Source organism: Shewanella aegiceratis, assembly GCF_019457495.1.
Classification (GTDB): domain Bacteria; phylum Pseudomonadota; class Gammaproteobacteria; order Enterobacterales; family Shewanellaceae; genus Shewanella; species Shewanella loihica.
Genome location: NZ_CP080416.1, coordinates 140,175 through 161,461 on the forward strand (window position 1 = coordinate 140,175; position 21,287 = coordinate 161,461).

Genomic DNA, 21,287 nt, shown 5'->3' on the forward strand with positions numbered 1-21,287 from the left:
GATGGAGCCGAGATGGCAAGACGCAAAGAACATACTCATGATGAGATCCGGGCGATGGCGACCACTGCGGTGCTGCGCCACCTGGAGGTCGAGCCGCTCGATAGCCTGAGCCTGCGCAAGGTCGCGGCGGCCATAGGTTATGTGCCCAGCACCCTGGTGAATCTCTTCGGTAGCTATCAGGGCTTATTGCTGGCGGTTGCCGAGCAGACTCTGGACGAGCTGTATCGGCGCCTGGCCGCTAGCGCTCAAGCTGACCCGATTCAAAGCCAAGCGGCTGAGTCGAGTCAGCTTGAGGCAATGGCCGCGGCCTATCAGCAATTTGCCTTCGCGCAGCCAAGGGCGTTTCAGCTGATCTTCGAGCTTAAGGCGACGGAGGAGCAGGGGCTGAGCGAGCACCATGCCCAGCTAATCGCGCAGCTGTTCGGCCTTATTGAGGCTTGCCTGGCGCGTCTGCTGCCCGAGCTTTCAACTGAGCAACTATTACTGGCGAGCCGCGCCCTGTGGGGCGGCGTCCATGGCCTGGTGAGTCTGGCGCTGGACGATAAGCTCTTTGCCCTCGGGATCGGTATTGAGCAGGCTATTAGTCATCATCTCGCGGTACAACTTAAAGGATTGGGTTATCACAAGGAGGCGTTATGTTGTTAACCAAGCGGTTTTTCCCCTATTTTGCGACCCAGTGTCTGGGCGCGCTCAACGATAATATCTACAAGAATGTGCTGCTGCTGATGGTGACTTACAGCCAGATAGAGAGCCTGCCCATCAGCGTTAATCTGTTTGTTAACCTCGCCGCCGGCGTGTTTATCCTGCCTTTCTTCCTGTTTTCCGCCCACGCGGGTGTGGTGGCAGATAACATGGATAAAGCCAAATTGATCAGACGCTTAAAGCAGCTCGAGCTGGTAATCATGTCCTGCGCCGCCATGGCGATCTTGACTCAGAGTTACATGATGATGTTGTTGCTGCTCTTCTTGACCGGTAGCCAGTCTGCTTATTTTGGGCCGGTCAAATACTCGCTGTTGCCTCTAGCGCTTGCGGAAGATGAGCTGGTGACGGGCAATGCCTGGGTGGAGATGGGCACCTTCTTGTCGATCTTGATAGGCACACTCAGTGCCGGGCTTCTAGTGGCCAGCGACAAGGGCATTATAGCTACCGCGGCGACCGTGTTTGTGCTGGCCGTTGCCGGCTATCTGGCCAGCCGCGCGATCCCTGCCATGCCGCCACAGGGAAATGTCACTAAGATACGTTTCGCGCCTTTGTCTGGCACCTGGCGCAGCATCGCCAAGGTGAGGAAGACGCCGAGTATCTGGATGGCCATCTTAGCGATTAGCTGGTTCTGGTTCCTCGGGGCGACCTATCTGACCCAGTTCCCCAACTTTGCCAAGTTGCATCTGCACGCCGATGCCACCGTGGTCTCACTCTTGTTGGCGCTCTTCTCTATCGGGATTGCGGCAGGCTCTTTCCTGTGTGAGCGCTTCTCCTTCGGTCATGTGGAGCTGGGGCTCTTGCCCTTCGGCGTGGCTGGGCTAACTCTGTTTGGTGTGGATCTGCTGTGGTCGCTGCCCGAGCTGCCCGTACAAGCCGAGACCATCTATAGCTTTAGCAGCTTTATCGCCGAGTCACAGCACTATCGGGTTATGTTTGCCCTGTTTATGGTGGGGGTGAGCGGTGGCCTGTTTATCGTGCCCCTGTACGCCTTTATTCAGTCGCGCGCCGACCGGGGTGAGTGTGCCCAGGCGATTGCCGCGAACAATATCATGAATGCCCTGTTCATGGTGGTCTCGGCGGTCATGTCTATCTTGCTGCTAGAGGTGTTTGGCTGGCAGATCACAGAACTCTTCCTGTTGCTGGCGCTGCTCAATGCCGTCGTCGCCCTCTATGTCTATAGCCAAGTGCCCGAGTTTACCCAGAGATTTGTTAGTTACCTGCTGAGCCATATCCTGTATCGCGTCACGGTTACCGGCCGCGACAAGCTGCCCAGCGAAGGCGCCGGCATCATAGTGTGCAATCATGTGAGCTACGTGGATGCCTTGATCATCATGGGCGCCTCGACCCGCCCGATCCGTTTCGTGATGGATAAATCTATCAGCGAGATGCCGCTGCTCAAGTATCTGTTTCGCCATGCGGGGGTGATCCCCATCTGTTCGCCGCGTCAGAGTGAGGCGACCTATAACCAGGCGTTCGAGTCTATCCATCAGGCGCTGGCCGATGGCGAGCTGGTGTGTATCTTCCCCGAGGGGCGTCTGACGCCTAACGGTGAGCTGGGTGAGTTCCGTCCCGGTATCGACAAGATCCTCGCCCGCGACCCCGTACCTGTTATCCCTATGGCCCTCAACGGCCTCTGGGGTTCCTACTTCAGCCACAAGGATGGCCATGCTCTGAGTACCAGGCCAAAGCGCTTCTGGTCTAAGATCTCGGTTGATCTGGATGATGTGGTGTCGGGCACAGAGGCTAACCGCCATCTGCTGCGAGAGCGGGTCGAGGCCATGTTGCCCGCATCCTAGTCGGTTGCTGCTTGAGATTAAATAGTGAAAAGCCAGGCTGATGCCTGGCTTTTGTCTGCTAGCGAGTGGCGTATTCATCCAGCCATTGGTGCATGGCCTGATGGTCGCCCTGGAAGATCACCCTGTCGGCCTTCTTGCCAATCTGATACTGATACATTGGGTCGTAATACTTGCTCAGCAGCAGGGCGATCCATTCGAGGTGCCCCTGGGTATCGCCGCGCTGGGTCTGCACGGCTAATGCGTCTGTGATCATCTGTTGCAGCTCATCGTGCTGCTTGCCGCCCAGGCGTTTCTTGATGCCACTGATGCTGTTGGCCAGGTACTCGGCAAATGCCTCAAAACCTGCTTCTTCGCCCAGACGCTCGACGTAGCCTCGATGCATCTTGTGGACATACTCGTCCAGTAGACGTGTCAGCCTTGCCTCCAGCGGTTCCTCCAGGATGACCACGCTGGCGGCTTGCATCCCCATGTAGAAGGCCTTGGGCAGCGCCGAGCGTCCGATAAGGTAGCTCTCATCTTCTAGCAGCAGGATTCTTGCCGCGCTCTGTTGGTGTCTGAGCAGGGCGACGCCCAGACTGTTTTCGAAGTTGATCTGCGTCGGCTGTCCCTCGTGATAGCGGCCGAAGCTGGATCCCCTGTGATGGGCCAGTCCTTCGAGGTCCACCGCCTCTTGGCGCTGCAGCAGAAAGTCTGTCTTACCACTGCCGGTGATGCCGCTGAGGATCAGCATAGGTTTCGCCTCTGGCGCCCTGTCTATGGTGTCGATAAGGTACTGGCGCATCGCCTTGTAGCCGCCCTGGATATAGGGGACGTCTCTGCCGGCCTCGGCCAGCCATTGCTGGGTCAGTTGAGAGCGCAGGCCGCCGCGAAAGCAATAGAGGTAGGCGTCTGGATGGGCGTCGAGATAGGCAAGCCAGGCGTCTACGCGCTGCTGTTTGATCTCGCCACACACCAGTGAGTGGCCCAGGGCGATGGCGGCATCCTGGCCATGTTCCTTATAGCAGGTGCCCACCTTCTGCCGCTCATCGTCGCGCATCAGGGGATGGTTGCTGCTGGCTGGAAAGGCGCCTTTGGTGAACTCTATCGGCGCGCGCACATCCATGATGGGATGGCCGCTGGCCAGGATACGGCCATATTCGCTTGCTGGAATGACGTTAGCCAATTGATGATTACCCATTAGATCAGCTCTACCAGTGGCTGCGACGCGGTTTGCGGCGCCAAGTGGCCGATGCATTGGGTCGGCAGTCCCTCTTTTTCCAGCAGAGCCAGTAGCTCGGCCTCATGGCTGTTAGATACGGCGATCAGTAATCCGCCGCTGGTTTGTGGGTCGCACAGCAGGGCTTTCTGCTCGTCGTTCACCTCTGGCAGATGTTCACCATAGCTGTCGTAGTTTCTATGGGTGCCGCCGGGGATACAACCGAGTCTGAGGTAATCCATCGCCTTTGGCAGCATGGGCAGGGCATTCAGGTCTATCTTGGCCGCCAGCGTGGCGCCCTGGCACATCTCGATCAGGTGGCCGGCGAGGCCAAAGCCGGTGACATCCGTCATGGCGGTAACCCCGGAAATCTTGGCGATTGCCGCGCCAATCTTGTTGAGCTGGCACATGGCACCCGGCGCGATGTCGATATCCTCATCCGCCAGCTTCTTCTGTTTCTGCGCCGTGGTCAGAATGCCGATACCCAGCGGCTTGGTCAGGAACAGCCTGTCGCCCGCCTTGGCGGTATCGTTCTGCTTAAGCTCGTTTAACGGGATCTGTCCGGTCACCGCGAGACCGAAGATAGGCTCGGGCGCATCGATGCTGTGGCCGCCTGCCAACATGATGCCGGCATCCTTACAGGCCTGGCGTCCGCCATCGACCACCTGCTGGGCGATCTCGGCAGGTAAGACGTTGACCGGCCAGCCTAAAATGGCGATGGCCATCATAGGGGTGCCGCCCATGGCATAGATATCGCTGATGGCATTGGTGGCGGCAATACGCCCGAAGGTAAAGGGGTCATCCACGATCGGCATGAAGAAGTCAGTGGTGCTGATGATGCCGGTTTCATCGTTGAGTCGGTAAACGGCGGCATCGTCACGGGTCTGATTGCCTACCAGGATGTTGGGGTCGTCAAAGCTGGGTAGCTGAGAGGCGAGTATGGTGCCCAGTACCTTAGGTGAAATCTTGCAACCACAGCCAGCGCCATGGCTGTATTCGGTGAGTTTAATCTTTTCTGCTGACATAACCGCAAACTATCTCTGGATGAAGTGGAGAGCCGCTCATGATAGACCCATAGGTGCGCCACTTCAATCGCCTAACTTAGATATGAAGGGCGGGAGGCCGTTATCATTCCCGATTATGTTAGGGTGTAAAAAAGCCACCCCGGGGGTGGCTCTTTCGAGATCGAATTAGGCAAAGCCTGTGGTGAGGGACTTCCACTGCTTCTGGCGTGCCAGCAATTCCTGCTTCAGGTGCTCCACCTGCTGCATCAGCTGATGTGTGGTCAGTTGTTTGCGCTTGGCTTCCAGCAGCTCCTTATGGGCCTGATAGTAATCGGCAATATGGGTCTTGAGCAGCTCATATTCCGCATGGATCTTCTCGAGGATCTCTTCGTGGTTGGCCAGCTGTGTGACCTTATGCTGCGCCTTCTTCAGTTGCATCTGCAACTTGGCGCTCTCGATCCGCTCCTGTGGCGTGACCCTGAGGTTGTTGGCCAGCCCGGTCCAGGCCATAGCATTGATCAGCCATTTGGTAGGATCATAGTGCCACCAGAGGATGCCGTTGCGATAGTCGTTCTCGAAGATGTGGTGAAAGTTATGATAGCCCTCGCCATAGGTAAACAGTGCCAGCACGCCGTTGTCACGCGCCGTGTTTTTGTCTGTGTAGGGCTGACTGCCCCAGATGTGGGCCAGCGAGTTGATGAAGAAGGTGCAGTGGTGTACGACCACCAGACGCAGCAGACCTGCCATCAGTAACATGGCCCAGACATCGCCATTGAGCCAGCCCAGCAGCGCCGGCAGGCCTATGTTCATGATGATGAGAAGCGGCAGATAATATTTGTGCTGCCACATCACAATTTTCTCATTCTGCAGATCACGGACGTTCTTATAATCGTGATAACGCTGCGCCTGATACTCCCTCAGCATCCAGCCGATATGGCTGTACCAGAAACCCATGTTAGCCGAATAGGGGTCTTTGTCGTTGTCATCCACATGCTTATGATGGATGCGATGATCCGACGACCAGTGCAGGGCGCTGTTCTGCAGTGCCAGGGCGCCGCCCAAGGCAAACAGAAAACGTACCGACCAGTGTGCCTTGTAGGTGCGATGTGACCAGAGCCTATGGTATCCGGCAGTTATCGACAGGCCGCTGGCGAAGGCGAGCCCGACAAAGGCAACCCACTCTGCCATGCCATAGCCATAGGTGATGCCATACCAAGGCACCAGGATGACAGCACCTAAGAAGGTGATGGCAAAGAGTAAAATGTTGGTCCAGATGAGGGGAGGCTTTTTCATTATAATGTCCAGGTTCTCTTCGTTGAGCGTACAGCTGTAAGCCAATTCTACTGACTTAATGGAGCAGGTCAAGGCGGGCTGCGTTTTTGCCTCAAAGAAGGTATGATGGCCAGATTGAGTTTTATCTAGTGGATTCATCATGATGGGTATCAGAGCACAGCAAAAAGAAAAAACGCGTCGCGCCTTGGTCGATGCGGCATTTAATCAATTAAGTGCCGAACGCAGTTTTTCTAGCCTGAGTCTGCGGGAAGTGGCTCGTGAGGCCAACATAGCGCCAACCTCCTTCTATCGTCACTTTAAGGATATGAACGAGCTGGGGCTCACCATGGTGGATGAAGGCGGCCTGACCCTGAGGCAGATGATGCGCAAGGGACGTCAACGCGCCGAGGCCGGCGGCAGCGTGATTCGCATCTCAGTCGATACCTTTATGGAAGTCTTGGAGTCTAACCCCAACGTCTTTCGCATATTGCTGCATGAGCGTTCGGGCACCTCGGCGCCGTTTCGTGCGGCGGTGGCGAGAGAGATAGAACACTTCATCTCTGAGTTAGCGCACTACACCGAGGCGACCACCAAGCGCACCCCCGAACTGGCAAGAGCCCAGGCGGAGGCCCTAGTGACCTTAGTCTTCAATGCCGGCGCCGCGGCGCTGGATATGAAGCGGGTCGATCGCAAGATATTGGCGGATCGCCTGGTGATCCAGCTGCGCATGGTGGCTAAGGGCGCCGAGTCCCTGCAGCAGAAGATGGAACTCCGCTAGCCGGTAATAAATCGGACAAGCGAGCAACAAAAAAAGGGCCATCGGGCCCTTTTTTACTGTTTGACTTATAGCTAGCCGATTAACGACGTTCCAGCAGGACGCCAGATTCCATATGATCTGTATAGGGGAACTGGTCGAAGAGCGCGAAGCGGGTGATCTTATGGGTCTTGTCCAACACCTTGAGGTTGTCCAGCAGGGTATTGGGATTACAAGAGATATAGAGGATACGCTCGTAGCCCTGCACCATAGATAGTGTGTTGTCATCTAAGCCTGCTCTTGGCGGGTCGACGAAGATGGTGTTGCAGTCATAGCTGTCCAGATCCACACCTTCTAAGCGTCTGAAGCTGCGCTTCTTGGCCAGGGCATCGGTAAAGTCTTCCGCCGACATACGGATGATCTGCAGATTGTCTATCTGGTTGGCCTCTATGTTGTACTGGGCCGAGTCCACAGATGGCTTGGCCAGTTCGGTAGCGAGCACGCGGTTGAAGTTCTGTGCCAGGGCGATAGAGAAATTACCGTTACCGCAGTAGAGCTCCAACAGGTCACCACTGCTATTGCGGGTGATGTCGATGGCCCACTCGAGCATTTTGATCGCTACCTCGCCGTTTGGCTGGGTAAAGCTGTTTTCGACCTGCTTATAAGTAAGCTGCTTGCCGTTGACGGGTAGGGATTCGATAACGAAGTCGCGATCCATCACCAGCTTCTGCTTACGAGCGCGGCCTATGATGTCCACCTTAAATTTGCTCGACAGTGCCTGTTTCAGCGCCTGAGCCTCCTCTTGCCACTGAGCATCGAGCTGCTTGTGGTACAGGAGTGACACTAAGATCTCTCCGCTGAGAGTAGAGAGAAAATCAACCTGGAACAGCTTGTGTCTCAGGACCGGGTTAGGACGCAGCGCCGCCATCAGCTCTGGCATCATGTCGTTGATCAACTGACTTGCCGGTAAGAACTGCTCGCAGCGTATCTTCTGGTTCTGCGCCTTATCGAACATGTAATAGTAGAGATCCTCACCCTCATGCCAGACGCGGAACTCGGCGCGCATGCGGTAGTGGGCCTTCTGTGAGGCAAACACTTCCAGTTCGGGTGTCTCGAAGTCGACAAATAGCTGGGCTAGTTTCTGACGTTTCACATCGAGTTGTGCGTCATATTGCTGGGGATCCATTGCGTCTACATTCATTTCTTAACACCGTTACTGTCTCTGGGGGCGCAAATAGTATACTACTTGTCGTTGATGTCTAGGGGGGGGGGCTAACATTGTAGCGGACTTTCCCGGCGGATTAAGCTGCCATAAAAGCCAATTGTGAGGCCTATGGCTTTAGCTTTTATCGCGAATGTGAAAAAATCGCCCCTTTAGTGTGTCTGCGTTTCTATGATGGGAGAGCTAATTTGTCAGCAAATATACTCGTGTTCGATTCTGGGGTAGGCGGCCTGTCGATATTGGCGGCGGTGCGAGAGCAGCTTCCCAGTGCGAACTACTGTTATCTGTTTGACAATGCCAGGCTACCCTATGGCGAACTCGACGAGCAGGAGCTGATCCAAGGTTGCGTGAGCTTAATTAGTCAGGCGGTTATTCAGTGCCAGGCAGATATCGTGGTCGTGGCCTGTAACAGTGCCAGCACACTTATATTGCCAGCGTTAAGAGCCTGCCTGACGATTCCCGTGGTGGGCGTCGTTCCGGCTATTAAGCCCGCGGCGGTGTTATCAAAGAAGAAACACCTTGGGCTATTGGCAACGCCCGGTACTGTCAATCGCCAATACACCCAAGATCTTATCGATCAGTTTGCCAGCGATTGTCGCGTGGACAGATTTGGCTCCTCCGAGCTGGTCTATCTGGCCGAGGATAAGATGGCGCAGCGGCCTGTGGATAGCGAGGCTCTGCATCATATCCTCGCACCAATCAAAGCATCCGGGTTAGACACCCTGATCCTTGGCTGTACTCACTTTCCGATTCTAAGAGAGGAGCTGCAAAGCTACTTGGGTGAGGGCGTGCATCTATTAGATTCATCCAATGCGATTGCGGCCAGGGTGGTGAGCCTGCTCGAGCCGAGCATGAGTGGAGAGATAGGTAAGAGTCAGGCGCTCTACACGACAGATAGTATTTCCGAGGGATTAAGGAAGACCTTAGCTGCCTGGGGATTCAGATCGGCTACCGCCTTTCGCGATAGCCTGATGCCAACAGGCAGCTAGGTTATGACGCTGCTAAATATAAGCTGACTTTCTAATATCAATTAATATCAAAGTAAGCCGGGTTAAATTTAGCTGGCCTGTGCTGCTTCGTTTTTCTCTGCGTCTTGCGACTTAGCTTCACGAACTTTGAGGGTGCGTTCCTGGAACTCGAATTCGTTTAGTTTGGTCATCGCCTTCTTGGCGCCCGCCTCTGACATCTCGATAAAGCCGAAACCCTTACGACGTCCTGTCTTGCGATCGCGAACCAATCTGACCGAGCTAACAGGACCATACTTGCCAAATAACTCTTTCACTTCACCTTCATGCACACGGTAAGGCAGGTTGCCTACATAGAGTGTCATTGTGGGTCCTGTGTAAGTGTCGCCTCCGGTAGCGTTAGCGGGAGAGGGTTGAAGTGTAAAAATAACACTCGCAATAATAGCACCAGTAAAAAATGCGACCGCTGAATAAAGCTCTGGTGTGAACTGAGATATTGCCAATGCGCCCAGGATGGCGACAATCAAAACAATAAGAAATGGCTTTTGCATATAATAGGTTCTCTGAGGAATTGATAATTAACTGTTAACAGCTCGTATATGGTAATGAATTATTAGCAATTACACTAGCATATTGATGAAAAAACGAACTTTAGCGGCCTTTGATATTGCGAGATCTCGATCCATTCTGTGTGATTTCCCCTCATTTTGTTTCTTAATTCAACGAAGCGATTAAAAGATCGACTTGCGATCGCCGATCCTTGAAAAAGCCCTTGCGCCCAAATCAGAACTGCCTATAATGCGCATCCACTGACACGGCAAAGCAGACAACGCAGCGTCGAAACACTTGGTAGCTATGGCGATAAGGTGGTCAGACACTGAAAAGTGAAGCCTCAAAAAGTTTGCAAAAACTGCTTGACGCGAACAAGGGATTGCGTAGAATACGCAGCCCTAGCCACTCGGGAATCACCGGGATGTGCTAACGCTCTTTAACAATTTATCAAGTAATCTGTGTGGACACTCACAGGTATTGAGTTAATCGAAAACGATTTAAATCTCAATGCAACGATGAGAGTCCATAGCAATATGTACAAACATATAGATGATTCTTCCGAGTCATTTATATGAATCAGAATTCATTGAGTCGCTTCCTTTTGAATAAGAGTGAAGCACAAAAACTTTTAATTGAAGAGTTTGATCATGGCTCAGATTGAACGCTGGCGGCAGGCCTAACACATGCAAGTCGAGCGGTAACAGAAAGTAGCTTGCTACTTTGCTGACGAGCGGCGGACGGGTGAGTAATGCCTAGGGAACTGCCCAGTCGAGGGGGATAACAGTTGGAAACGACTGCTAATACCGCATACGCCCTACGGGGGAAAAGAGGGGATCTTCGGACCTTCTGCGATTGGATGTACCTAGGTGGGATTAGCTAGTAGGTGAGGTAATGGCTCACCTAGGCGACGATCCCTAGCTGTTCTGAGAGGATGATCAGCCACACTGGGACTGAGACACGGCCCAGACTCCTACGGGAGGCAGCAGTGGGGAATATTGCACAATGGGCGCAAGCCTGATGCAGCCATGCCGCGTGTGTGAAGAAGGCCTTCGGGTTGTAAAGCACTTTCAGCGAGGAGGAAAGGTTAACGGTTAATACCCGTTAGCTGTGACGTTACTCGCAGAAGAAGCACCGGCTAACTTCGTGCCAGCAGCCGCGGTAATACGAGGGGTGCAAGCGTTAATCGGAATTACTGGGCGTAAAGCGTACGCAGGCGGTTGATTAAGCGAGATGTGAAAGCCCCGGGCTTAACCTGGGAACTGCATTTCGAACTGGTCAACTAGAGTCTTGTAGAGGGGGGTAGAATTTCAGGTGTAGCGGTGAAATGCGTAGAGATCTGAAGGAATACCGGTGGCGAAGGCGGCCCCCTGGACAAAGACTGACGCTCAGGTACGAAAGCGTGGGGAGCAAACAGGATTAGATACCCTGGTAGTCCACGCCGTAAACGATGTCTACTCGGAATTTGGTGTCTTGAACACTGGGTTCTCAAGCTAACGCATTAAGTAGACCGCCTGGGGAGTACGGCCGCAAGGTTAAAACTCAAATGAATTGACGGGGGCCCGCACAAGCGGTGGAGCATGTGGTTTAATTCGATGCAACGCGAAGAACCTTACCTACTCTTGACATCCAGAGAACTTTCCAGAGATGGATTGGTGCCTTCGGGAACTCTGAGACAGGTGCTGCATGGCTGTCGTCAGCTCGTGTTGTGAAATGTTGGGTTAAGTCCCGCAACGAGCGCAACCCTTATCCTTACTTGCCAGCGGGTAATGCCGGGAACTTTAGGGAGACTGCCGGTGATAAACCGGAGGAAGGTGGGGACGACGTCAAGTCATCATGGCCCTTACGAGTAGGGCTACACACGTGCTACAATGGTCGGTACAGAGGGTTGCGAAGCCGCGAGGTGGAGCTAATCTCACAAAGCCGGTCGTAGTCCGGATTGGAGTCTGCAACTCGACTCCATGAAGTCGGAATCGCTAGTAATCGTGGATCAGAATGCCACGGTGAATACGTTCCCGGGCCTTGTACACACCGCCCGTCACACCATGGGAGTGGGCTGCACCAGAAGTAGATAGCTTAACCTTCGGGAGGGCGTTTACCACGGTGTGGTTCATGACTGGGGTGAAGTCGTAACAAGGTAGCCCTAGGGGAACCTGGGGCTGGATCACCTCCTTACCTATACGATTGACTGATATTTGTTGAGTGTTCACACAGATTACTTGATAGAAGATAGAGCAAAGATATACACGTCTATTTAGACGCTGTTAATTTGTTTCAGCGCTAGGCGTTTGAATTGCTAACGAAGGAATGTAGATAACTACATGACTGAGTGAGTAATGAAAAACAACAACGCGATGGAGCAAAGAAACAAGTATAAATGGGTCTGTAGCTCAGCTGGTTAGAGCGCACCCCTGATAAGGGTGAGGTCGGTGGTTCAAGTCCACTCTGACCCACCAATTCTTCGTTGATGCTGCGTTATGTATTTTGTCGTTTAGCAGGCTAAACGTCCTCAATACATGCCTTGTTTCAACTCGAATTGGCAATGGTATACTTTGTTCGCTGCATGTAATGGGGCTATAGCTCAGCTGGGAGAGCGCCTGCCTTGCACGCAGGAGGTCTGCGGTTCGATCCCGCATAGCTCCACCATTTGCTCTTAAAGAGAGCATGCAGTTATGGTTAGAGATGCCAAAGATAAATGCAGAATTTATCTTTGGCTTTTTTAAGCCCGCTCTTTAAAAATTTGGAAAGCTGATAGTAATAACCGAAAGGTTATTGCGAAAAATAATTGAGTTCTCAAAACACACTTTAATCAAGTGACTTGAGTATTCTTTTGGCGAAAGTAGAAACCGTTAGTTGCGATGCGACTCAGATGAAACTCATTTGGGTTGTATGGTTAAGTGACTAAGCGTATACGGTGGATGCCTTGGCAGTCAGAGGCGATGAAGGACGTAGTAACTTGCGAAAAGCGTTGGCGAGCTAGTAACAAGCATTTGAGCTAACGATGTCCGAATGGGGAAACCCGGCACCATAAGGTGTCATCACTAAGTGAATACATAGCTTAGTGAGGCGAACGAGGGGAACTGAAACATCTAAGTACCCTTAGGAAAAGAAATCAACCGAGATTCCCCTAGTAGCGGCGAGCGAACGGGGATTAGCCCTTAAGCCTAGAGGGTGTTAGTGGAATGTGTTGGAAAGCACAGCGATACAGGGTGATAGCCCCGTACATGAAAACTAACTTTAGGTGAAAACGAGTAGGACGGGACACGTGATATCTTGTTCGAATATGGGGGGACCATCCTCCAAGGCTAAATACTCCTGACTGACCGATAGTGAACCAGTACCGTGAGGGAAAGGCGAAAAGAACCCCTGTGAGGGGAGTGAAATAGAACCTGAAACCGTATACGTACAAGCAGTGGGAGCGGTTCTTGAGACCGTGACTGCGTACCTTTTGTATAATGGGTCAGCGACTTACATTTTGTAGCGAGGTTAAGCGAATAGCGGAGCCGTAGGGAAACCGAGTGTTAACTGCGCGTTTAGTTGCAAGGTGTAGACCCGAAACCCGGTGATCTAGCCATGGGCAGGTTGAAGGTTGAGTAACATCAACTGGAGGACCGAACACACGTATGTTGAAAAATGCGGTGATGACTTGTGGCTGGGGGTGAAAGGCCAATCAAACCGGGAGATATCTGGTTCTCCTCGAAAGCTATTTAGGTAGCGCCTCGAGCGAATACCATTGGGGGTAGAGCACTGTTAAGGCTAGGGGGTCATCCCGACTTACCAACCCTTTGCAAACTCCGAATACCAATGAGTACTACTCGGGAGACACACGGCGGGTGCTAACGTCCGTCGTGAAAAGGGAAACAACCCAGACCATCAGCTAAGGTCCCAAAGTTATTGCTAAGTGGGAAACGATGTGGGAAGGCTTAGACAGCTAGGATGTTGGCTTAGAAGCAGCCATCATTTAAAGAAAGCGTAATAGCTCACTAGTCGAGTCGGCCTGCGCGGAAGATATAACGGGGCTAAGCAATACACCGAAGCTATGGGTACTAGCGCTTGCGCTGGTGCGGTAGAGGAGCGTTCTGTAAGCCGTTGAAGGTGAAGGGGTAACCCACGCTGGAGGTATCAGAAGTGCGAATGCTGACATGAGTAACGATAAAGGGGGTGAAAAACCTCCTCGCCGAAAGACCAAGGGTTCCTGTCCAACGTTAATCGGGGCAGGGTGAGTCGACCCCTAAGGCGAGGCCGAAAGGCGTAGTCGATGGGAAACGGGTTAATATTCCCGTACTTCTGCTAACTGCGATGGAGAGACGGAGAAGGCTAGGCTAGCGCGGCGTTGGTTGTCCGCGTTTAAGGCTGTAGGTAGGGTACTTAGGCAAATCCGGGTACCTAATACTGAGAGTTGATGACGAGTCACTACGGTGATGAAGTAGTTGATGCCATGCTTCCAGGAAAATCTTCTAAGCTTCAGGTTAGCAGGAATCGTACCCCAAACCGACACAGGTGGTCGGGTAGAGAATACCAAGGCGCTTGAGAGAACTCGGCTGAAGGAACTAGGCAAAATGGTACCGTAACTTCGGGAGAAGGTACGCTCCTGTTGGTGATGAGACTTGCTCTCTAAGCTGACGGGAGTCGCAGATACCAGGTGGCTGCAACTGTTTATCAAAAACACAGCACTGTGCAAAATCGCAAGATGACGTATACGGTGTGACGCCTGCCCGGTGCCGGAAGGTTAATTGATTGGGTTATCTTCGGAGAAGCTCATGATCGAAGCCCCGGTAAACGGCGGCCGTAACTATAACGGTCCTAAGGTAGCGAAATTCCTTGTCGGGTAAGTTCCGACCTGCACGAATGGCGTAATGATGGCCACGCTGTCTCCAGCCGAGACTCAGTGAAGTTGAAATTGCGGTGAAGATGCCGTATACCCGCGGCTAGACGGAAAGACCCCGTGAACCTTTACTATAGCTTGGCACTGAACATTGACCCTACATGTGTAGGATAGGTGGGAGACTTTGAAGCGGGAACGCCAGTTCTCGTGGAGTCATCCTTGAAATACCACCCTTGTAGTGTTGATGTTCTAACTCTGGCCCCTGAATCGGGGTTGAGGACAGTGCCTGGTGGGTAGTTTGACTGGGGCGGTCTCCTCCCAAAGAGTAACGGAGGAGCACGAAGGTTGGCTAAGTACGGTCGGACATCGTACGGTTAGTGCAATGGCATAAGCCAGCTTAACTGCGAGACATACACGTCGAGCAGGTGCGAAAGCAGGTCATAGTGATCCGGTGGTTCTGAATGGAAGGGCCATCGCTCAACGGATAAAAGGTACTCCGGGGATAACAGGCTGATACCGCCCAAGAGTTCATATCGACGGCGGTGTTTGGCACCTCGATGTCGGCTCATCACATCCTGGGGCTGAAGTCGGTCCCAAGGGTATGGCTGTTCGCCATTTAAAGTGGTACGCGAGCTGGGTTCAGAACGTCGTGAGACAGTTCGGTCCCTATCTGCCGTGGGCGTTGGATGATTGAAGGGAGCTGCTCCTAGTACGAGAGGACCGGAGTGGACGAACCGCTGGTGTTCGGGTTGTCATGCCAATGGCATTGCCCGGTAGCTACGTTCGGAATCGATAACCGCTGAAAGCATCTAAGCGGGAAGCGAGCCCTAAGATGAGTCATCCCTAGACCTTTAAGGTCTCTAAAGAGCCGTCCGAGACTAGGACGTTGATAGGCAGGGTGTGTAAGCGTTGTGAGGCGTTGAGCTAACCTGTACTAATGACTCGTGAGGCTTAACCATACAACCCAAAAGGGTTTCGTAAGATGGTTTTACGTAATCAAAAGAATACAAAAGTACTTGATTGAAGTGCGAACTCAGATTGACTCTTAGATAAGAGTACAGCTTTCCGAATTTCCAATTTTGTCTGGAAACCATAGCATTGTGGTCCCACCTGATCCCATCCCGAACTCAGAAGTGAAACGCAATCGCGCCGATGGTAGTGTGGGGTCTCCCCATGTGAGAGTAGGTCATTTCCAGGCGCCTAATAAACGAGAAATCCCCAGCACCTAGTGTTGGGGATTTTTTCGTTTAACAGCCTTTGAAATGTCTACTCGAACATGGGAAATATAAAGAGCCGAACACAGTGAGGTACATTTCCATGTGAAGTAGGGTGAAGCTCTTGCGTTTATCAAACAAAGTTTGATGCAAGGGCTGAACGCGGAGAGCTCTGCTCGAAGCTGGCCATGACAGGCGCCTAATTAAGTGCAGAAGCCACCTGAATAAGGTGGCTTTTTTGCGTTTGGGGTTTATGAAATTATCGGGTACCTTCTCGAAACCACCTCAATTAAAGTCAGGTGGCTTATTCACTTATGTAGGCATGAATGCCTACTTCCGATATCGCTCTACCGCTAAGCGGGGTCTCCGGCTACGAAGCATAGCTTCTCCGCGTTCAAGTGAGGCTAAATACTGCGTATTTAAAGCGTCTCACTTTCACCCCCATGTGTTCGCTGTGCGAACCGAGTAGGTCATTTTCTGCTGCTACCGTTCTTTTGCTTTTGACAAAGTAACTGGAATGTTTATTCCCTGTGTTCAGTTCTAATCGTATGTCTTACGCCCCCATGTGAGATTGAACATCTATCAACGAGCGCGAAGAAAATGCTTTAAGTAGGTCGATACTCTTCGCAGCTCTGTTAGCAACTGTATGGGTACCCTTTTACAGGTGTCGATTGCCGACCGGTACGATCCTTCCTATTTTCAGTGTCTATTCATAAGTGAATCATGAGCTCCATCAAGATTAATCTTTGTTGGGATTTAGGTTGCCGGGGTTAGATACGTTACAATGGCTTTTTTGGCTGACAGACATAAATCACGCTTCCTCTATGGACTCCAAGAACACTGACTCTTTAACGCAATTTAATACCCTGGGCCTTAAGGCTGACTGCTTTCGATTGGTTAGGGCAAGGCAGGAGGCTGAGCTTATTGCCGTCTGTTTGCAGGCCTTTAGGCAGCAGGAGCCGCTATTGCTGATAGGTGGCGGTAGTAATATTGTGCTCACCGAGACCTTCCAAGGGACAGCCGTATTAGTGGAGACCAAGGGCATAGAGGTGAGTCAGGATGACCAATGCTATTACCTCAGTGTCGAGGCCGGCGAGGTGTGGCATGATCTGATCGAGTTCTGTCTCGATAATGAGATGCCAGGACTCGAGAACCTCGCGTTGATACCAGGTTCTGTTGGCGCCGCGCCCATTCAGAATATTGGTGCCTATGGCGCAGAGCTGGCGCAGTTCTGCAATTGGGTCGAGTATCTCGACCTCGCTAGCGGTGAAATAAAGCGGCTAAAAGGCGCTGAATGCGAGTTTGCCTACCGAGAGTCCATTTTTAAGAATGCCTTAAAGCATAGCGCCGTGATCTTGCGGGTGGGCTTTGTGCTACCCAAGGTATGGCAACCTAATCTGAGCTATGGCCCATTGCAGGCATTGAGTGAGCGTAGCCAAGGGGTGACGCCAAGAGAGGTGTTCGACTGCATCTGCGAGACACGCATGGCCAAACTGCCCGATCCTGCCGTATTAGGTAATGTCGGCAGTTTCTTTAAAAACCCTGTGGTGAGCCAGCAAACATTCGACGCGCTTAAGCAGCAATATGCCGACATAGTCGGTTATGCGCTCTCGGATTCACAGGTTAAGTTGGCTGCTGGCTGGTTGATCGACAAGGCAGGGCTCAAGGGGCAGTCCGTCGGCAATGCATCGGTTCATCTTAAACAGGCCTTAGTCATTGTCAACAGAGGGGGCTGTAGGGGTCAGGATGTATGTGACTTGGCGAAGTTGGTGATAGATAGGATATTCGAACAATTTGGCGTAAGGTTAGAGGTCGAACCTAGGATCATAGGCGCAACCGGACAGAAGGAATTAGCAGATGCATGATCAGTGGGCCCGTCGCCGGGATATTATTCGTTTGTTGAGTCAAGGACAGTTTGTGTCGGGCGAGGCGCTGGCCAGTGAGCTCGGTATTTCTCGGGCGGCAGTCAGCAAGCAGGTAGCCAACTTAGAAGAGTTTGGCGTCGACATCTATAGCGTTAAAGGTAAGGGCTATAAGCTAGCCACACCTATCTCGCTTATCGATGAGGCAAAGCTTAAGGCCGCTATCAAGAATCGCTGCTTCTATTTTAATGAGATCAACAGCACCAACGGATTCCTACTCGAGCATGTGAAGGATCTCAGCAGTGGCGATATCTGTGTGGCCGAGTATCAGTCTGCCGGGCGTGGACGTCGCGGGCGTCAATGGGTATCTCCCTATGGCTGCCACCTCTATACCTCCTTCTATTGGCAGTTTTCTCAGGGGATGGCCCAGGCGATGGGGCTTAGCCTGGTGGTTGGCTGCTCTTTGGTAACAGTGCTTCGTTCATTGGGGGTCGATGGCATAGGGGTTAAGTGGCCGAACGACATCTACCTCAACCATAAGAAGCTTGCGGGGATACTGATCGAGATGAGTGGTCAGGCAGACAGTGTCTGTGATCTGGTGATAGGTATCGGTATTAATCTTTCTATGTCGCCGGCGCAGGCGGATAAGATAGATCAGCCCTGGAGCGATCTGTCAGAGTTGGCGCAGTTACCGGACAAAACGGAGCTGATGATAGCGCTGCAGCAGCAGTTGGTGACAGATCTTGAGCTGTTTCAGCGTCAAGGTCTCAAGGCATTCCAGTCAAGATGGCGCGAGGCCGATCTGTTCGACGGTGAGCCTATCAAGCTGTTGATGGGCGAGAATAGCGTCGAGGGGATCTGCTGCGGTATCGACGAGCAGGGGGCAATATTGCTTAAGACGGAGGAGGGCACTAAGGCCTTCGTCGGCGGTGAGATCTCCATGCGTCCTGCATAACAAAACGGCCATCTTTTGATGGCCGTTTATCTATCTATAGGTGCTTGGCTATCTACTTTAAACCTATTTACGCATCAGCACCTGGTGCATCATATGATCTGTGCCCTTGCGCAGGATAAGATGCGCCCTGTCTCGGGTAGGCAGAATATTCAGATTCAGGTTAGGGCCGTTGATGCTGTCCCAGATGTTGGCGGCTATCTTGGTGGCCTCATCGTCAGTCAGTTCTGAATAGTGATGGAAGTATGAGTTAGGGTCGCTAAAGGCGCCGGTGCGGAATTTGAGGAAGCGGGAAATATACCACTCCTTGAGCAGCGGCTCTTCGGCATCCACATAGATAGAGAAGTCGACAAAGTCGGAGACGAAGGGCTGCTGTATGGCCACATGGGTATCTTGGCCCGTCTGCAGTACGTTGAGCCCTTCGATGATCAGGATATCAGGCTGTTCTATGGCCTGATGGGTATCGGCCACTCGGTCGTAACTGATATGAGAATAGATAGGGGCATGTACCAGACTCTCACCTGCCTTGATCTTGGAGATGAACTCGACCAGCAGCTTCATATCATAGCTTTCTGGAAATCCCTTACGCTGTAGCAGTCCGCGGCGTTTGAGTTCGGACAGGGGATAGAGGAAGCCATCTGTGGTGACCAGATCCACCTTGGGATGCTCGGGCCACTGACGCAACAGCGCCTGAAGGATACGTGCCGTAGTACTCTTGCCTACCGCGACACTGCCAGCGATGCTGATAATATAGGGGCGCTTAGGCGGCACACGACCGAGGAACTGATTCAGTACCAGTCCTCTCTGCTGCTTGGCGCCGACGATTAGGTTCAGCAGGCGGCTAAGGGGCAGATAGATGTCGGTGACTTCATCGAGGGAGATAGATTCGTTGATACCGCGCAGATCGTCGAGATCGGATTCGCTGAGTGTCAGAGGCACTGATTTTCGCAGCTCGGCCCACTGCTGGCGGGCAAATGCGAGATAGAGTGCATTGTGAATTTGGTTGTTGGCGCGCATGAATGAAATCTCCCCTTAGGCAAGGCACAGTACACCATAGACCTCGGTGGAACAACATCAAAAACACGATTCCATAATGGCTTATTAACCTGTCGGAGCTTAGTGGGTAAATAGTGCACTTTCTGAGGCTTGCGTGGCGGAAAAAACGACGTTTAGGCGATTTTTTTGCAGATTTTTAAAATTAGGTATTGCACTTGTGCTCGCGATTACCTAATATCCGCTACCGAAATGACACGCCGGCATAGCTCAGTTGGTAGAGCAACTGACTTGTAATCAGTAGGTCCCGAGTTCGACTCTTGGTGCCGGCACCATTTCTCTGGAGGGGTTCCCGAGTGGCCAAAGGGATCAGACTGTAAATCTGACGGCTCAGCCTTCGAAGGTTCGAATCCTTCTCCCTCCACCATTTTTCTAGGTAGTTAGGTAACCTTAGTTAGGTTGCGCGGATGTCGTATAATGGTATTACTCCAGCCTTCCAAGCTGATAACGCGGGTTCGATTCCCGCCATCCGCTCCAATTTTCGCTGATTGTGCCCGTATCTATGAGCCAGCCCAACAGGGTCCAGTTCACGATAAACTGCCTTCAGCCTTCCCAACTAAGCTTCCGTAATTATCTTAATTAAATCGATTCGATGACATAATAGGCATCGGATTTTTTGTTGTATGTAGATTTCATCACCAAGTATCTCTTAATTGGGGCAATACCATGGCTAAAGAAAAATTTGAACGTAGCAAACCTCACGTAAACGTGGGCACCATCGGTCACGTTGACCATGGTAAAACAACTCTTACAGCTGCTATCTCTCACGTACTGACTAAGACGTACGGTGGTGAAGCTAAAGATTTCGCACAGATCGATAACGCTCCAGAAGAGCGTGAGCGCGGTATTACCATCAATACCTCTCACATCGAGTACGATACTCCAACTCGTCACTACGCACACGTAGACTGCCCAGGCCACGCTGACTATGTTAAAAACATGATCACTGGTGCTGCACAGATGGACGGCGCTATCCTAGTAGTAGCTTCTACTGACGGTCCAATGCCACAGACTCGTGAGCACATCCTGCTTTCTCGTCAGGTAGGTGTACCTTTCATCATCGTATTCATGAACAAGTGTGACATGGTTGACGATGAAGAGCTGCTAGAACTAGTAGAGATGGAAGTTCGTGAACTGCTATCTGAATACGACTTCCCAGGTGATGACCTACCAGTTATCCAAGGTTCAGCTCTGAAAGCCCTAGAAGGCGAGCCAGAGTGGGAAGCTAAGATCCTAGAACTAGCTGAAGCACTAGACTCTTACATTCCAGAGCCAGAGCGTGCTATCGACGGTGCATTCATTCTGCCAATCGAAGACGTATTCTCAATCTCAGGCCGTGGTACTGTAGTAACTGGTCGTGTTGAGCGTGGTATCGTTAAAGTTGGTGACGAAGTAGAAATCGTAGGTATCAAAGAAACTACTAAGACTACTTGTACTGGTGTTGAAATGTTCCGTAAGCTGCTTGACGAAGGTCGTGCAGGTGAGAACTGTGGTGTACTACTACGTGGTACTAAGCGTGATGAAGTTGAGCGTGGTCAAGTACTGGCTCAGCCTGGTTCAATCACTCCACACACTCAGTTCGAATCAGAAGTATACGTACTGTCAAAAGAAGAAGGTGGTCGTCACACTCCATTCTTCAAGGGCTACCGTCCACAGTTCTACTTCCGTACAACTGACGTAACCGGTACTATCGAGCTGCCAGAAGGCGTTGAAATGGTAATGCCTGGTGACAACATCAAGATGGTTGTTACCCTGATCTGCCCAATCGCGATGGACGAAGGTCTACGTTTCGCTATCCGTGAAGGTGGCCGTACAGTTGGTGCTGGTGTTGTAGCTAAGATCATCGCTTAATAGCATTTGATTTTACAAACACACTGAAAAAGGCAGCTTAGGCTGCCTTTTTTGTTTTAGAACTCCCAGAT

General features: G+C 52.0%; 13 protein-coding genes, 5 tRNA genes and 3 rRNA genes. 15 read left to right on the top strand and 6 right to left on the bottom strand.

Going from position 1 to position 21,287, the window contains the following annotated elements:
• Positions 1 to 12: 12 nt before the first annotated feature.
• Both K0H80_RS00655 and K0H80_RS00660 read left to right on the top strand, forming a co-directional pair.
• On the top strand, positions 13 to 645 hold the full coding sequence (locus K0H80_RS00655; RefSeq protein WP_220072777.1) for a TetR/AcrR family transcriptional regulator: 633 nt from the start codon (positions 13 to 15) through the stop codon (positions 643 to 645).
• On the top strand, positions 636 to 2,498 hold the full coding sequence (locus K0H80_RS00660; protein WP_220072778.1) for an MFS transporter: 1,863 nt from the start codon (positions 636 to 638) through the stop codon (positions 2,496 to 2,498). The genes K0H80_RS00655 and K0H80_RS00660 overlap by 10 nt, the downstream gene beginning before the upstream one ends.
• 58 nt (positions 2,499 to 2,556) lie before the next feature.
• On the opposite strand, the gene mnmH is transcribed toward K0H80_RS00660, so the two are convergent.
• From mnmH to K0H80_RS00675, 3 genes are all read right to left on the bottom strand, one after another.
• Complete coding sequence (mnmH, locus tag K0H80_RS00665) at positions 2,557 to 3,675, bottom strand: tRNA 2-selenouridine(34) synthase MnmH (RefSeq protein ID WP_434086631.1); 1,119 nt, start codon at positions 3,673 to 3,675, stop codon at positions 2,557 to 2,559.
• Positions 3,675 to 4,718 (bottom strand): selenide, water dikinase SelD, encoded by a 1,044-nt coding sequence (gene selD, locus K0H80_RS00670; RefSeq protein WP_220072779.1) that lies wholly within the window; start codon positions 4,716 to 4,718, stop codon positions 3,675 to 3,677. The genes mnmH and selD overlap by 1 nt, the downstream gene beginning before the upstream one ends.
• A 165-nt stretch (positions 4,719 to 4,883) precedes the next feature.
• On the bottom strand, positions 4,884 to 5,990 hold the full coding sequence (locus K0H80_RS00675) for a fatty acid desaturase (RefSeq protein WP_011863945.1): 1,107 nt from the start codon (positions 5,988 to 5,990) through the stop codon (positions 4,884 to 4,886).
• A 142-nt stretch (positions 5,991 to 6,132) separates the two neighbouring features.
• Here K0H80_RS00675 and fabR point away from each other — a divergent pair, with 142 nt between their 5' ends.
• Positions 6,133 to 6,747, top strand: coding sequence for an HTH-type transcriptional repressor FabR (gene fabR / locus K0H80_RS00680; protein ID WP_220073889.1), 615 nt, complete (start codon positions 6,133 to 6,135; stop codon positions 6,745 to 6,747).
• Between the two features lie 79 nt (positions 6,748 to 6,826).
• Here the strand turns inward: fabR and trmA are convergent, their stop codons facing one another.
• Positions 6,827 to 7,924 (bottom strand): tRNA (uridine(54)-C5)-methyltransferase TrmA, encoded by a 1,098-nt coding sequence (gene trmA, locus K0H80_RS00685; RefSeq protein WP_220072780.1) that lies wholly within the window; start codon positions 7,922 to 7,924, stop codon positions 6,827 to 6,829.
• 209 nt (positions 7,925 to 8,133) lie between these two features.
• Here trmA and murI point away from each other — a divergent pair, with 209 nt between their 5' ends.
• On the top strand, positions 8,134 to 8,934 hold the full coding sequence (murI, locus tag K0H80_RS00690) for a glutamate racemase (RefSeq protein ID WP_220072781.1): 801 nt from the start codon (positions 8,134 to 8,136) through the stop codon (positions 8,932 to 8,934).
• A gap of 68 nt (positions 8,935 to 9,002) precedes the next feature.
• On the opposite strand, the gene K0H80_RS00695 is transcribed toward murI, so the two are convergent.
• Positions 9,003 to 9,461, bottom strand: coding sequence for an RNA recognition motif domain-containing protein (locus K0H80_RS00695; protein ID WP_220072782.1), 459 nt, complete (start codon positions 9,459 to 9,461; stop codon positions 9,003 to 9,005).
• Positions 9,462 to 10,091: 630 nt separating this feature from the next.
• On the opposite strand from K0H80_RS00695, the gene K0H80_RS00700 reads away from it, so the two are divergent.
• The 7 genes from K0H80_RS00700 to birA all read left to right on the top strand — a co-directional run bounded on the left by K0H80_RS00700 (position 10,092) and on the right by birA (position 18,315).
• Positions 10,092 to 11,634, top strand: a 16S ribosomal RNA gene (locus K0H80_RS00700).
• A gap of 204 nt (positions 11,635 to 11,838) precedes the next feature.
• Positions 11,839 to 11,915: transfer RNA gene (locus K0H80_RS00705), tRNA-Ile, on the top strand.
• A gap of 114 nt (positions 11,916 to 12,029) precedes the next feature.
• A tRNA-Ala gene (locus K0H80_RS00710) sits at positions 12,030 to 12,105 on the top strand.
• A 245-nt stretch (positions 12,106 to 12,350) separates the two neighbouring features.
• A 23S ribosomal RNA gene (locus K0H80_RS00715) occupies positions 12,351 to 15,243 on the top strand.
• A 123-nt stretch (positions 15,244 to 15,366) separates the two neighbouring features.
• Positions 15,367 to 15,482 (top strand): 5S ribosomal RNA (rrf, locus tag K0H80_RS00720).
• Together the 16S, 23S and 5S rRNA genes with 2 tRNA genes alongside form the textbook arrangement of a ribosomal RNA operon.
• Positions 15,483 to 16,322: 840 nt before the next feature.
• Complete coding sequence (gene murB, locus K0H80_RS00725) at positions 16,323 to 17,363, top strand: UDP-N-acetylmuramate dehydrogenase (RefSeq protein WP_220072783.1); 1,041 nt, start codon at positions 16,323 to 16,325, stop codon at positions 17,361 to 17,363.
• A complete protein-coding gene (birA, locus tag K0H80_RS00730) occupies positions 17,356 to 18,315 on the top strand; it encodes a bifunctional biotin--[acetyl-CoA-carboxylase] ligase/biotin operon repressor BirA (protein ID WP_220059587.1) in 960 nt (319 codons plus the stop codon). The genes murB and birA overlap by 8 nt, the downstream gene beginning before the upstream one ends.
• A gap of 63 nt (positions 18,316 to 18,378) precedes the next feature.
• On the opposite strand, the gene coaA is transcribed toward birA, so the two are convergent.
• Complete coding sequence (gene coaA / locus K0H80_RS00735; protein WP_220072784.1) at positions 18,379 to 19,329, bottom strand: type I pantothenate kinase; 951 nt, start codon at positions 19,327 to 19,329, stop codon at positions 18,379 to 18,381.
• A gap of 235 nt (positions 19,330 to 19,564) precedes the next feature.
• Here coaA and K0H80_RS00740 point away from each other — a divergent pair.
• The 4 genes from K0H80_RS00740 to tuf all read left to right on the top strand — a co-directional run bounded on the left by K0H80_RS00740 (position 19,565) and on the right by tuf (position 21,216).
• Positions 19,565 to 19,640 (top strand) — tRNA-Thr (locus K0H80_RS00740).
• Positions 19,641 to 19,647: 7 nt separating this feature from the next.
• Positions 19,648 to 19,732, top strand: a tRNA-Tyr gene (locus K0H80_RS00745).
• A gap of 36 nt (positions 19,733 to 19,768) precedes the next feature.
• Positions 19,769 to 19,842, top strand: a tRNA-Gly gene (locus tag K0H80_RS00750).
• 189 nt (positions 19,843 to 20,031) lie between these two features.
• Complete coding sequence (gene tuf / locus K0H80_RS00755) at positions 20,032 to 21,216, top strand: elongation factor Tu (protein WP_011863965.1); 1,185 nt, start codon at positions 20,032 to 20,034, stop codon at positions 21,214 to 21,216.
• The last annotated feature ends 71 nt before the right edge of the window (positions 21,217 to 21,287 follow it).

Coding starts and splice junctions, on each gene's coding strand:
- K0H80_RS00655 (WP_220072777.1), top strand. CDS start 13: ATGGCAAGACGCAAAGAACATACTCATGATGAGATCCGGGCGATGGCG.
- K0H80_RS00660 (WP_220072778.1), top strand. CDS start 636: ATGTTGTTAACCAAGCGGTTTTTCCCCTATTTTGCGACCCAGTGTCTG.
- mnmH (WP_434086631.1), bottom strand. CDS start 3,675: ATGGGTAATCATCAATTGGCTAACGTCATTCCAGCAAGCGAATATGGC.
- selD (WP_220072779.1), bottom strand. CDS start 4,718: ATGTCAGCAGAAAAGATTAAACTCACCGAATACAGCCATGGCGCTGGC.
- K0H80_RS00675 (WP_011863945.1), bottom strand. CDS start 5,990: ATGAAAAAGCCTCCCCTCATCTGGACCAACATTTTACTCTTTGCCATC.
- fabR (WP_220073889.1), top strand. CDS start 6,133: ATGGGTATCAGAGCACAGCAAAAAGAAAAAACGCGTCGCGCCTTGGTC.
- trmA (WP_220072780.1), bottom strand. CDS start 7,924: ATGAATGTAGACGCAATGGATCCCCAGCAATATGACGCACAACTCGAT.
- K0H80_RS00695 (WP_220072782.1), bottom strand. CDS start 9,461: ATGCAAAAGCCATTTCTTATTGTTTTGATTGTCGCCATCCTGGGCGCA.
- murB (WP_220072783.1), top strand. CDS start 16,323: ATGGACTCCAAGAACACTGACTCTTTAACGCAATTTAATACCCTGGGC.
- birA (WP_220059587.1), top strand. CDS start 17,356: ATGCATGATCAGTGGGCCCGTCGCCGGGATATTATTCGTTTGTTGAGT.
- coaA (WP_220072784.1), bottom strand. CDS start 19,329: ATGCGCGCCAACAACCAAATTCACAATGCACTCTATCTCGCATTTGCC.
- tuf (WP_011863965.1), top strand. CDS start 20,032: ATGGCTAAAGAAAAATTTGAACGTAGCAAACCTCACGTAAACGTGGGC.